General features: G+C 53.4%; 10 protein-coding genes. All 10 read left to right on the top strand.

Annotation, left to right across the window (positions count from 1 at the left end; genetic code table 11):
• Positions 1-41 precede the first annotated feature (41 nt).
• The 10 genes from AC07UI_RS17285 to AC07UI_RS17240 all read left to right on the top strand — a co-directional run bounded on the left by AC07UI_RS17285 (position 42) and on the right by AC07UI_RS17240 (position 12,472).
• Positions 42-2,432, top strand: coding sequence for a phospholipid carrier-dependent glycosyltransferase (locus tag AC07UI_RS17285; protein WP_494993643.1), 2,391 nt, complete (start codon positions 42-44; stop codon positions 2,430-2,432).
• Positions 2,433-2,444: 12 nt separating this feature from the next.
• Complete coding sequence (locus AC07UI_RS17280) at positions 2,445-3,458, top strand: glycosyltransferase family 2 protein (protein ID WP_494993642.1); 1,014 nt, start codon at positions 2,445-2,447, stop codon at positions 3,456-3,458.
• Entirely contained in the window at positions 3,455-4,246 is a 792-nt protein-coding gene (locus AC07UI_RS17275) for a class I SAM-dependent methyltransferase (protein ID WP_494993641.1), read from the top strand. The genes AC07UI_RS17280 and AC07UI_RS17275 overlap by 4 nt, the downstream gene beginning before the upstream one ends.
• The gene (locus AC07UI_RS17270; RefSeq protein WP_494993640.1) at positions 4,243-4,650 is read left to right on the top strand and encodes a GtrA family protein; all 408 of its coding nucleotides are present in this window, start codon (positions 4,243-4,245) and stop codon (positions 4,648-4,650) included. Before AC07UI_RS17275 ends, AC07UI_RS17270 begins: the two co-directional genes overlap by 4 nt.
• Before the next feature lie 2 nt (positions 4,651-4,652).
• Positions 4,653-5,936 carry an NAD-dependent epimerase/dehydratase family protein gene (locus tag AC07UI_RS17265; RefSeq protein ID WP_494993639.1) on the top strand — a complete coding sequence of 428 codons (1,284 nt, stop codon included), beginning with the start codon at positions 4,653-4,655 and terminating at the stop codon, positions 5,934-5,936.
• Complete coding sequence (locus tag AC07UI_RS17260; protein WP_494993638.1) at positions 5,890-7,497, top strand: FAD-dependent oxidoreductase; 1,608 nt, start codon at positions 5,890-5,892, stop codon at positions 7,495-7,497. Before AC07UI_RS17265 ends, AC07UI_RS17260 begins: the two co-directional genes overlap by 47 nt.
• A 13-nt stretch (positions 7,498-7,510) precedes the next feature.
• Positions 7,511-8,611 (top strand): non-hydrolyzing UDP-N-acetylglucosamine 2-epimerase, encoded by a 1,101-nt coding sequence (wecB, locus tag AC07UI_RS17255; protein WP_494993637.1) that lies wholly within the window; start codon positions 7,511-7,513, stop codon positions 8,609-8,611.
• Between the two features lie 5 nt (positions 8,612-8,616).
• Positions 8,617-9,765 carry a glycosyltransferase family protein gene (locus AC07UI_RS17250; protein WP_494993636.1) on the top strand — a complete coding sequence of 383 codons (1,149 nt, stop codon included), beginning with the start codon at positions 8,617-8,619 and terminating at the stop codon, positions 9,763-9,765.
• Positions 9,766-9,834: 69 nt separating this feature from the next.
• On the top strand, positions 9,835-10,446 hold the full coding sequence (cysC, locus tag AC07UI_RS17245; protein WP_494993635.1) for an adenylyl-sulfate kinase: 612 nt from the start codon (positions 9,835-9,837) through the stop codon (positions 10,444-10,446).
• Positions 10,447-10,582: 136 nt separating this feature from the next.
• Positions 10,583-12,472, top strand: coding sequence for a DUF4915 domain-containing protein (locus tag AC07UI_RS17240; protein WP_494993634.1), 1,890 nt, complete (start codon positions 10,583-10,585; stop codon positions 12,470-12,472).
• Positions 12,473-12,869 lie beyond the last annotated feature (397 nt).

The following is a 12,869-nucleotide window of genomic DNA, read 5'->3' as shown; positions in this document are numbered from 1 at the left end:
CCAGAGACGATATTTTGCACAGAGACAGCATAAAATACGCAGTGATACTGGCCGTTTTATTGGCAACTACTGTGGTCAGTGTGTACGGATTTTCGACTTTCGAAATTCCCCACTGGGACAAGAACATCCTGGCGATAGTATTGTCGGCTTTATGCTTGGCCGCCCTGACTTTCTTTACCCGCCGCTCACCGATCGTCCTCGGTGCCGGGTTGATAGCCTGTGTCTCAATTGCCTGTGGACACGCGTGGCCGATCATTGTCGTGGCAGTGTTCGGTCTTTCCTCCACAGTGCTCGGCAGATGTATCCTGGGCCACAGGATCTCCGCCAGTTGGCCAACCCACCTCCTGATCGGAGCCGGCGCGTTCGGCACATTCACAGGCCTGGCAGCGTATTACACGATCAACTACTCCTGGCTTTATTCTGCAATGCTTTTGCTTGCGCTTTTGTTGGGTAGCAAACACACCGCATCGATTTATCATGAGCTGCTTATTCGAATACGAACCGCCTGTTCTTCAGGAAGGGTTACCTGTACGACGCTCGATATTTTGATCTCCAGTTTCGCGTGTTTGTACGTATTGATCGCGTTCATGCCAGAGATCGGACATGACGCTTTGGCCATGCACCTATTCGTCCCCTCCCACATGGCCCAGCAGCATAAATGGGGGTTCGATGCACAAAACTATGTATGGGCCGTAATGCCCATGCTCGCTGACTGGATCTATAGCATTGTTTACATGCTGGCCGACGAGACTGCGTCGCGCCTGATCAACTCCGCATTCATCTTGCTCGTTGCGTGGCAAGTCAGGGAAATGGTGATCTGGGCAGGAGGTACCGCGACCAGTTCCCGCTGGGCGATGCTTATCTTCCTGTCGACACCACTAGCCTTTGCCGAAAACAGCAGCCTGCACATCGAGGGTGTGTGGACCGCTTTTGTCATGGCCGGAACACTAGCAATACTGAAAGTTTCAAGTTCGACCCCTGACGCCAGGGAGCGACTGTCGCACCTTCTCCTGGCAGGTGTCATGCTGGGCTTTTCGCTGGCGGCCAAGGCCGTGACGCTGAGCGTTCTTCCTGTCCTTCTAGTTATTCTCTTATCGCAATACAAAGCCTGGGCCATACCGGGAGTCATCCGGACCATCCTCCTGGGCAGTGTTTGTTTGATACTGGCGGGTGCTATCCCTTATGTCTCCGCGTGGTACTTGACTGGCAACCCCGTCTTCCCGTTTTTCAATGCCATCTTCCAATCTCCATTCTGGCCAAGTCAGAACTTCGATCCCTCGGCGACCTTTGGCACCGGGGTTTCATGGGATACGCTCTATCGAATGGTCTTCAATTCAAATCGATACATTGAAGGCAAAATCGGCGCGGCAGGCTTCCAATGGCTACTGCTCCCCACCGCCGCAGTCGCTCTCGTCCTGAGTGGCAACAGAAACGCTTTACGTATCCTGCTTATCGGCGCAGGAGCATTGATCATGACGTTTCAGTCCACTGCGTATCTACGTTATATATTCCCTTCTTTCGCACTACTGTCAGTCGTACTTGTCCTGCCCTTCTCCGACACCAAAATATTTCCCAAGACAGCAGGAATTATTGCCGGGATCCTGTTGATCACATCAAATATGTGGTTCCTCCAAGCGGCCACCTATTATGGTCAGCTAGTGCCGTCCGCCTTGCTCAGTGCCACAGGTCGTGATGCCTATCTGTCTGAACGCTTGCCGATACGGAAAATAGTCGACATCGTCAATGCACTCAATACAGAACACCGTCGCGTTGCAGTCTTTGCGTCCCCATTGACGGCGGGATTGAACAGCGATGCCCTTTACGCATCCTGGTATAACGTAAAATGGAAGGCCGAGTTCGATGCCGCCACCACTGAATCCCAACTCGCGCAGTTATTGCTGAGTCGCCAGGTCGATTGGCTGATCATCGATTCCTCGCAACTCCCTGAGGTTCAACTTAACCGACTACTCAAAGTGTCCTCCCCGGTCGCAACATTGACTGGAATCGAACTACGGAAATTCAATGATGCCTATCGCTACAGCCAGGAACGCTTGTTGAATACGGAGCTTTCCAACCTCGATGGCTGGACGCTGACTTCTCCATCGAACTATGACGGCGCCCGGAAAATTCTTACGGTTAGTGTGAGTACACCCGCAATTCAGGCCGTCGAAGTGACGCCAGGACAAAGCTTTAAAAACAGCGTGCTCGCGCGCTGCTCTACCGCACCGGCACCAGGGCGAATTCAAGTCAACTGGATGGATGCCAAAGGCTCCTTCATAAGGGCCAGTATTGAGACGTTTGACTGCAAAACAGAATGGACAACTCATGAGATGACGGTAGTTGCACCGCCAAATGCTCATTCCGCTGTCATTTATGCTTCAGGCCATACTGAAACTCCATTGGAGTTCAAGTCACTCTCATTCAGACAATAGTCAGCGATATCGATGAACTTAAAAATAGAGCTTTCCACTGAAGAACAGCGTGTCGCGGTAGTGATCCCAAGCTATAGAGTAACCGCACACATAGCGGGTGTGATTGAAGCGATAGGCCCCGAAGTATGGCGTATCTATGTCGTGGATGACGCCTGCCCGGATGGTTCCGGTGGACATGTAATAACCTCTTGTTCCGACCCCAGGGTCAGGGTGCTACCCCATGACTTGAACAAAGGCGTAGGCGGAGCGGTGATGACCGGCTACCGAGCAGCCATTGCCGACGGCGCGAGCATCATTGTCAAAGTGGATGGGGACGGCCAGATGAATCCGGCTCTGATCCCGCTCTTCATTGAGCCCATCCTGGCAGGGGAAGCTGACTACACCAAAGGCAACCGCTTTTTTGATCTGGAGGAAGTTCAATCAATGCCGCGCGTTCGCCTCTTCGGCAACGCCGTATTGTCGCTGATGGCCAAACTATCAACAGGCTACTGGGATCTGTTCGACCCCACCAATGGCTATACCGCGATTCATCGTGACGTGGCAAAACTATTGCCTCTCGATAAAATCAGTGAACGCTATTTTTTCGAGACTGACATTCTATTCCGCTTGAATACCTTGCGCGCCGTTGTTGTTGATGTACCAATGGAAGCCAAGTATGGCGAAGAAGTCAGTAATCTTAAAATCTCGAAAATCATCGGCGAATTTTTGTTCAAACACAGCAGAAATTTTGCCAAGAGAATTTTCTACAATTACTACCTGCGGGACATGTCTCTCGCATCGATCGAGTTACCGGTTGGAGTTTTGATGCTCTGTTTCGGTCTGATCTTCGGCAGCTTTCACTGGTCTGAATCCGCTAACAATGGCATCCCGACGCCCGCTGGCACGGTCATGCTCGGTGCGCTTCCCATACTCATGGGATTGCAGTTGATTATGGCATTCCTTGGCTATGACATCGCCTCCGTTCCAAGCAGGCCGAGGCATGCCAAACGCCGTAACGTAAACCTGATGCGGGAAGACACCAAATGAAAGCGCTGAGAGACTTTTTGTCGGACCCTTCGCTCAAGACACTAGACGTCGATGGCGCCGAACGCCTTGAACTTCATGAAAAGGTTCTTCAGCGTAAGCGAATGCTGCGTGAAGTATTCATTGAGTTCCATCATTTATTTAATCGTCTGGCAGACCGTTACTTCAAGGTCGAGGGCCTTGAAGTAGAGCTTGGCGCCGGCATTGCCCCCATGCGCGACTCTTACCCTGAAGTATTGGCCTCGGATATTGTATTCGCCAAACACCTGGACCTGGAGCTGAATGCCGAGTCGATGAACCTGGATGATCAGTCGGTCAAAGCATTTTACGGGCAAAACTGTTTTCACCACTTCCCTCATCCCGACCGTTTTTTCGCGGAAATCGACAGGACATTAAAACCGGGTGGCGGCGCAATCCTGATCGAACCTTTTTATGGTCCTTTTTCAGCCTTTATCTATAAGCGCCTATTCAAATCCGAAGGGTTCGACATGAACTTTGAGTCGTGGGAAACACCTGCGACCGGCCCTATGAACGGCGCCAATCAGGCCCTCAGTTATATAGTCTTCGTACGAGACAGAAAGGCGTTCGAACTCAAACACCCTACCCTCGAGATCGTTCACCAGGAAATATGCGGTAACTACCCGAGGTACCTGATCTCTGGCGGGCTAAACTTTCGCCAACTGCTACCTGACCCATTGATTCCCTTGATAAAAGTCGTCGAAAAACTGCTTTACCCTTTAAGGCGTACTCTCGCACTCCACCACATCGTCGTTATCAGGAAAAAATCTTGACGTTTATCAAGTACGGTGTCATCCAGCTCTTGGCTTATGCCTTGGATATGGGATGTTTTCTCTTATTGATTTTATTATTCAAGGATGAGCCGATTCTGGCCAATATTGCCAGCAAGCTCATCGCGGGAGTCTTTGCGTTCTTTTTACATCGACACTTTACGTTCAAATCGACCAGCGGCAGCAGCAAGGCGCAAGCACTTCGCTACTTCTCCTTACTCGCCATCAACCTACCATTTTCATCAGCCTTGTTTGCCGCAGGCCTGTATTTCGTCAATAGCCCCACACCTGTCAAGTTTATCTCGGACGTAGCCTGCGTACTCTTGACCTACTGGATAAGCAAACTGTTCGTATTTCATCCCGATACGACCAGGCCTGCCCCGTCCAATGGCCCTGAAAGCTTATGAGCATGAAACTTCTCATTACCGGAACGACAGGTTATATCGGTCAGCGGCTGGCATCCCTGGCGATAGATAAAGGGTACGAAATCATCTCCGCTACACGAAAGCCCTGCCCCCCGGCTTATACGTGGCTGCCTTACGACCTGCATGGACAAGCACCTGAATGCCCGGCGGGGACCCAGGCCTTTGTCCACCTGGCCGCGGACACATCGAAAAGTGCTCAGATTTCCTCGGAAGACGAAGTACAGGCGGCACAAGCGATGATCCGCTGCGCCACACAAGTCGCGGCCAGGTTTATCTTCATATCCAGCCAGACTGCCGCATGCGAGGCCCCTAGCGCTTATGGCCGAACAAAGTGGCGCATCGAGCAAGAAGTGCTAGCCGCTGGCGGGATCGTGATCAGACCGGGACAAGTGTATGGCGGTCCAGAGAACGGGCTCTTTGGAATGTTATCAAGGCTGGTTCGTCGTTTTCCGGTCATTCCGATACTTCTACCCGCGCCCCAGGTGCAACCCGTGCATGTCGATGACCTTGCGGCCTCGATCCTGACCATCGTCGAGCGGGAAGATATTCGGGCAGAGACTTTTAACCTGGGCTCTGTGCAACCGGTTTCCTTTGGTCGCTTTCTCATGTCGATCGCCGACAACCGCATAAATGCAGTTCGTCTTCCAGTACCCTTCCCGGTAGCGCCCATCAAACTGCTCGGGTTGTTATTAGGGCAATCCCTGTGCGTGAAACTTGGCCTTGACCGCATTTTTTCACTCATCAACCTCCCGCACATGGACACCGAGATATCCATGCGACGACTGGGCATTGAGCTTCGACCGCTTGCTAGTGGCATGCATCGTTCAGGTCGTGGTCATCGCAGGCAATTACTCCAGGAGGGGATTGTGCTCTTGAGTTACTTACTCAAAAGCCCTCCGGAACAGAGCTTGGTTCGTCGTTATGCAAACGCCCTTGAGCGCACAGGCAGAACCCAAAAGGTAATCAGCTCACGCTTGATGGTGCGATGGCCGGCTCTCCTGGCCCTACTCGATAATCACAACTTCCTGAACCAGCCTTATGGTCGGGAATTATCCTGGCGGCTGCAGGTTGCAGTCAGCATCGCCGAGGCCAGCCCTCAGGGCGCAAGCGTATTTCTAGGCCCCCTGCAACAAGGCAACTTCTTCACGACCCTGATATCGCTCGGCCTGACCGCGGCTAAAGAGCTTACGTGGCGGATATTCGCCCTGCTGTGCCAACCCTTTGCTCGTCATCTATTTCTTGAAAGTGAAATCAAGCGTGAAGCCTGAGTTCGATGTAATTATTGTAGGTAGCGGCCCGGCGGGTACGTCTGCCGCCTATCCGCTCGTTAAAGCCGGATTGAAAGTGCTCATGGTGGATGCCCAAGCCGCGTCTGGCTCATCCGCCGTGCCGACCGCCCCGTACCTCGCCAGCCGGTCGAACGACAAGCATCAGTGGAAATGGATGATAGGCGAGAACTTCCATGCCTTGACCCAGCTGGATGCCGTGTCCCCCAAACTGAAAACCCCGACCCATGCCCATGTCTTTCAGGGGTTCAGTGCAGCCAATCACATAGAGGTGAACAACTTCATCGGCATAGGATCACTGGCAACCGGCGGCTTGTCGAATGCATGGGGCTGCGGTGTCGCACGCCTTCGCGCCAGTGACTTTCCTGGACTTTCCATCGATTACGCAGAGCTGGAGAAGTCCTACGAGACAGTCTCCCGGCGTATGGGCATCAGTGGCCAGGTCGATGACGACCTCTCAGGCTATTTTGGTCTTGATGAGTGGTCACAGCCACCATTGCCTCTGGATAAACTGCACCTACGGTTGCTCGATAACTATACCCGGCGCAGACAGGCGTTCCCCGACCTGGGTTTTCGCCTTGGCCGCTCGCGGGTGGCAGCCTTGAGTCAAAATCTGGAAGAACGAAAAGCCTGTGATCTTTCTGGAAACTGTCTGTGGGGTTGTCAGAATCAGGCGCTGTACTCCGCCTCCCTGGAACTTCCGAAGCTCAAGCAGTACCCAGGATTCCAGCACGTCCAGGATTTTTTGGTGGACGATCTCCTTAAGCAGGACGGCTCATGGACGATCACTGATCAACGTTCATCCAGGCGTTTTTCCGGCCAGCGACTTCTACTGGCTGCAGGCACTCTGGCGTCGACCAGACTAGCCCTCAAACACCTTGACTACACGCTACCGCTACCGCTGCTGTCGTCGCCGACAGCGGCCTTCCTGCTGTGGCTGCCAAGAATGTTAGGGACCCCAAGAGTTTCGACATTTGGCCTGGGCCAGTTGTCGTTCTCACTTGATATTGCTTCAGGCACTACAGCTTTCGGTTCGACTTTCAGCACTACGGGCTTGCCGATGTCCGAGTTCGTCAGCCGTGTTCCCATGAGCAAGCGCTACAGTGTCGAACTGCTGAAAAACCTCCTCAGTTCTTGCCTGGTCGGAAATATCTTCCTTCCAGGCCACATGTCCAAAAACACCGCCGTATTGGGCGCTGATGGTTCGCTGCGAATCAATGGCGGTCTGCAACCCGAGACGAACGCGATCATGAAAAGCGCCGAGGTACTGCTGCGTAAAAGCTACTGGAAAATGGGCGCGGTATTGATGCCTATGAGTTTCACCGTCGGCAAGCCGGGGGCAGATATCCACTATGCAGGAACCCTGCCCATGCACCCGACCCCCAGACTTGGACAGACAGATATTTTTGGAGAAGTGGCAGGACTCCCCGGCGTACACATCGTCGATGGGGCTTGCCTGCCAAGCCTTACAGAAAAGTCGCACACACTAACGATCATGGCCAATGCGGACCGGATAGGGCGCTCACTTGCAACACAGGTATAGGAAGTAGAAAGGAATGACCCACAAGGTACTCTGCATCATCGGTACTCGCCCTGAAGCCATCAAGATGGCTCCCGTGATCAAGGCCCTTCAGGCCGAAGGAAATATCAATTGCCGGGTGCTGGCCACGGCCCAGCATCGCGGCATGCTTGATCAGGTGCTCGAATTCTTCGGTATTACTCCCGATATAGATCTGGACATCATGCGTCCCAATCAGTCGTTGACGACGCTGACCGCACGGTTGCTACTGGATCTGGATGTCGTCCTGCAGTCCGAGAAACCGGATGTAGTGCTGGCTCAAGGTGATACGACAACAGTGATGAGCGCGGCATTGGCCTGTTTCTATTTGCGGATTCCCTTCGGTCATATCGAAGCTGGCCTGCGCACCGGCGACATGCACAACCCATTCCCCGAAGAAGCCAACCGCGTGATCGCCGGTAAACTGGCCCGTTGGCATTTCGCGCCGACTCAGGGTTCCATGGACAATCTACTGCGTGAAGGCGTAGCCCCAGCGGATATCACCATGACGGGCAATACCGTCATCGATGCTTTGCTGATGACTGCTGCACGGACACTGCCGCTCGATATCGAACTGGATTCGAGTAAACGTCTGGTTCTGGTGACGTCCCATCGTCGAGAAAATTTCGGCGAGCCGTTCCAGAATATCTGCCAGGCACTGAAAACGCTGGCTGAGCAAAATCCGGATATCCAGATTCTTTACCCTGTGCACCCCAACCCAAACGTCAAGGATGTTGCCTACCAGATACTTGGCCGTACACCCAATATCGTTCTTTGCACTCCGCTTGACTACGCACCGTTCATAGCAGCGATGAAACGCTCTTATATGATCATCAGCGACTCCGGTGGTGTGCAGGAAGAAGCACCAGCGCTCGGCAAACCGGTTTTGGTACTGCGCGAAGAAACCGAACGGCCGGAAGCCGTAGACCTTGGCGTGGTCAAGCTTGTAGGCGCCAATCGCGACACCATCGTCGAACAGGCGCAGCGCTTGCTCGACGATCCTGAGGCTTACAAGGCCATGGCTCGTGGAGTTTCCCCTTATGGCGATGGCAAGGCGGCAGAACGCATAGTCAGCGTGTTAAGGCAGCATTTCCAATAATGCGAATGATCTACCTCTCGCCAGTTCCGTGGGCCAGCTACAGCCAGCGCCCGCATCACTTCGTCAACTGGCTGAACAGTCAGACAGGAGAGCCGGTGCTGTGGGTGGACCCCTATCCGACACGCCTGCCGTCGCTGCACGACTTCAGGTCCAAGCCGCCTGTTGCCGACCAGCAAAGCGTTGCGGTTCCATACTGGCTGCAGATATGTAAACCCCTGGCGTTGCCGATCGAGCCCATTCCGGGCTCGAGCATCATGCAGAGGCTGCTCTGGCGCGATATCTTCAAGAAGACCGCAGCGTTTTCGGCTGGTCGGCCGTGCATGATTTGTGTCGGCAAACCATCCGAGCTCGCCCTGCAACTCTTGGCGCGCATGCCAGACAGCTATGCCGTCTATGACGCCATGGACGATTTTCCGGCCTTCTATCAAGGGCTTTCACGACGCGCCATGGAGGGACGCCAGCATCGACTCATTAGCCGGGTGTCTAAAGTACTGGCGTCTTCCACCGCCATTCGCGACAAACTCCTGGGCAAAACTGACAAGGTCGAACTGGCCCTTAATGCTTGTGATATGCAAGAAATTGCGCCCGTCGAAAGCCTCGATCTGGGCACCAAGCAGCGAATACTGGGTTATGTCGGTACCATTGGCCATTGGTTCGATTGGGATCTGGTCATCGCACTGGCGCGAGCCAATCCTGAAAACCGGGTCCAGTTGATCGGCCCCGTATTCACCCCTGCGCCGTGCACCCTGCCCACCAATATCGAGTTATTGCCCGAGTGCTCATATACCGATGCCATAGCGGCCATGGCCGCTTTTTCGGTGGGATTGATTCCATTCAAACTCAACCGCCTGACCGCTTCAGTCGACCCGATCAAATACTATGAATACCGCTCCCTCGGCCTTCCGGTCATATCCACCCATTTCGGTGAAATGACGCAACGAGGCAAGGAGCCTGAAGTGTGGCTAGTCGATGACCAGTCCGATTTACACAACATCAGCCTGGAAGCTCTCAACTTCCAGAGCAATCACTTGAGCATTCGCCAGTTTCGCCAGGATAATCTTTGGTCGACCCGCTTTGCGGCAACCCGACTACAGACACAAGCACACGCGGTGCTTACTGTGCCGGGCTCAAGTACGCAACGGAATGCCATATGAGTACGCGCGCTCAGCATCACTTGGCCAATAAACGTTTCCTTCAGCACTCACACTGGATTTAGCTATTTCATGGCAGACAAACACCCCCCCCTCCTGGTTTGGCATGGCAGTCAGGTCACACCCGAGGACCGTCGGCAGTTGCTGACGCAGAAGCCGATTACGATCTGGCTCACGGGACTAAGTGCTTCAGGAAAGTCCACCCTTGCTTTCGCCCTTGAGCGGAGCCTGATGGACAGGGGACAGCTGTCTTTTGTGCTCGATGGCGACAACGTCCGCCATGGACTCAATAACAACCTGGGATTCAGCCCTGAGGATCGTGCCGAAAACATCCGTCGGATTGCAGAAGTATCGAAGTTGATGAATTCGGCCGGCATAATTGTCATCGCTGCGTTCATCTCACCCTTCAACCATGACCGCAACCTGGCACGCAAAGTCATAGGGACCGAGAGCTTTCGCGAAGTGCATGTCAGTACCTCACTGGCCGTCTGCGAGTCCCGGGACCCTAAAGGGTTGTACAGCAAGGCAAGAGCGGGAACATTACCGGAGTTCACCGGTATCTCCTCCCCTTATGAAGCCCCTGAGCGTCCAGATCTGAGAATCGACACCGATATCTCGACGCTGGAAGACTCAGTTGATCAACTGCTCAAACTGATTGACTCGGTCTATACCTCAAATCAATGATCCAGAAGCCCTGAAACCTGCCGATAATGCCCTTGATGACTCTGTTGACCCTGTTGACAGAGGCAACAATCGACTTTCAGTTGACTCGGTCATAAACGGCCCCCTCAAGCGTCCCTTCCCCAGGAACAAAACAAGCATGACCCATGCGTTCGAAAATCTGCTGGTTTCCTCGCCCAATGGAGGTGGGCTGCTATTTATCCACCATGGCCAGGTGTTTCGTCTGGATGACATCAACACGACAGGTATCAGCCTGAGTGACGGCAAATTTTTGAGGGGATTGCAACCAGAGGGTTTGGTGTTTTACCAGGGCAACCGCACCACACAAGACTTGGGAACGCCGATTCATGACATCCATGATGTACTGATCGCGGACCCCGCTCTTTATGCGGTGGGCACAACAGCCAATGAAATCGTGCAGCTGGACATGAATGCGGCAGAGGTTCGTAGCTGGCGATTTCCTGGTGAAGACGATGCACGGCATATCAATTGCCTGACACAGTGGAATCAGCACATCGTGTTTTGTGCCTTCGGTGATTTCACAACCCACCGTCAGTACAAAGGTCAAACGGCTCAAGCCGGCTTCGTCCAGGACTTGCACACTGGAGAGCGCCTGATCGAAGGACTGTCACAACCTCATAGCTTGATCGCCTTTGGTGACAACCTGTTGCTCGCCAACTCCGAAACCAGAGAGCTACGCGAATACGACATCAGCGGGAGCTTGTTGAGAAGCAAGACGCTGGACGGGTACACCCGGGGTATCTGTATCCAGGGCAGCACTCTGTATATCGGCCTGAGTCGCTCACGCAATATCGATAGCAGCGCAATAGTGAACGCAAATCTGGTTGCGCTGGATGCTCAAAGTTGGCAGGAAACAGGCCGTATAGAATTACCGGTATCGGAAATCTACACCGTACTTGCCGTCGACGAACCTGACGCGCTCCCAGCCTTACTCGCGGGGATCAGCCAGCGCGCAGCAACTGATTATCGTCAATCCATAAACTCACGTGACGCACAAATCCAGGAGCTCGCGGAAAAGGCCGAACGATTCAAACTGATGAGTGGGTCGCTTGAGGAACATCTCGACACTCGAAATAAACAGTTTACCGAACATGTCGAGGCGTTGACCGAGCGCGATGCCCGCATTGCCGAGTTACTGCAGGCAAACGCATTACTGATACAAAAGCTCGAGCGCTACGATGCTCTCCATGCTGAAGATCAACTCAAGTTCGCTCAGAATGCGTCAAGCATCAAACTGCTTGAAGATGCACTTCAAGAGCAGTCAAGACAGTCCGCAGCCCTGCAAGAGCAATCCAACGATGTCTCTCGGCAACTGCTTGATGCCGTCGTTCAGATCCAGGCTCAAGAACAAAGAACTCAGAGCCTGGTCGCCGAAGCAACAGACAGGGAAAACTTTGTAGCCGAGCTCAAAGCCAAACACGATGTCACTCAACAGCAACTGGATCAGATCACTGAACGGTCCATGGTAAAGAAACAACAGCTCAGTCAGCTGTCGGATGTGCTTCAGGAAAAAAATGATCAGCTGGACGCCGCTCGTGCTTTGTTAGTCGATGTGACTCAGCAAAAAGATGAACAGCTGGAAGCGGCTCGCGCTTTGTTGATCGATGTGACCCAGCAAAAAGATGAACAGCTGGAAGCGGCTCGCGCTTTGTTGGTCGATTTGACCCAGCAAAAAGATGTACAGCTGGACGCCGCTCGCGCTTTGTTGATCGATGTGGCCCAGCAAAAAGATGTACAGCTGGAAGCGGCTCGCACTTTGTTGATCGATGTGACTCAGCAAAAAGATGAACAGCTGGAAGCGGCTCGCGCTTTATTGGTCGATGTGACTCAGAAAAAAGATCAGGAGCTGGAAGCGGCTCAAGGTTTGTTGGCAGAACGTGATTCGCAGCTGAAGATCATCAGCCAAAAGCTCGAAGATAGCGAACAAGTGGCCCAGCGATTACTCAACAGCAGCTCCTGGCGGCTGACACGCCCCATCAGAGGCATTCGACGCTGGCTGAGACTTTAGCCTACAACACTGAGACTCAGAGGCGTTGTGCGTCTTACTCCAGTGAACAGGTCTGAGAGCCAGAACACAGAGCAGCTACTCGAATAACACGATCATCAGGCGACTATTACCCTTCACGCCAAGATGGTCGTGATCGGCAATCTCGTCATCGATAAAACCGATTTCATTTATATACAGGCTTCGTGCCCCCGTCTGTCTCTCCCGGCTCTTGACCTGACGGCGCATTATCAGACCGCAAATACAAATCCGACTGCTTTGAAATAACGTCCATACGTGTAGGGGCAGCCGGTCGACGCCCGAGTGCGCGCCATGGCGTCGTCGAAATCGCCATCGCGAGCCAGCTCGCGCCGACAAATCGCGCGCAAAACAAAACCCCTACCTGCAGATGCAGATAGGG

The sequence above is a fragment of the Pseudomonas sp. GW821-FHT04C07 genome (genome assembly GCF_059420325.1).
This window is presented reverse-complemented; position numbering and strand designations above follow the sequence as displayed.

Bases quoted from the DNA above. Each gene is read 5' to 3' on its own strand.
- AC07UI_RS17250 (WP_494993636.1), top strand. From the start codon at position 8,617: ATGATCTACCTCTCGCCAGTTCCGTGGGCCAGCTACAGCCAGCGCCCG.
- AC07UI_RS17275 (WP_494993641.1), top strand. From the start codon at position 3,455: ATGAAAGCGCTGAGAGACTTTTTGTCGGACCCTTCGCTCAAGACACTA.
- wecB (WP_494993637.1), top strand. From the start codon at position 7,511: ATGACCCACAAGGTACTCTGCATCATCGGTACTCGCCCTGAAGCCATC.
- AC07UI_RS17280 (WP_494993642.1), top strand. From the start codon at position 2,445: ATGAACTTAAAAATAGAGCTTTCCACTGAAGAACAGCGTGTCGCGGTA.
- AC07UI_RS17265 (WP_494993639.1), top strand. From the start codon at position 4,653: ATGAAACTTCTCATTACCGGAACGACAGGTTATATCGGTCAGCGGCTG.
- cysC (WP_494993635.1), top strand. From the start codon at position 9,835: ATGGCAGACAAACACCCCCCCCTCCTGGTTTGGCATGGCAGTCAGGTC.
- AC07UI_RS17240 (WP_494993634.1), top strand. From the start codon at position 10,583: ATGACCCATGCGTTCGAAAATCTGCTGGTTTCCTCGCCCAATGGAGGT.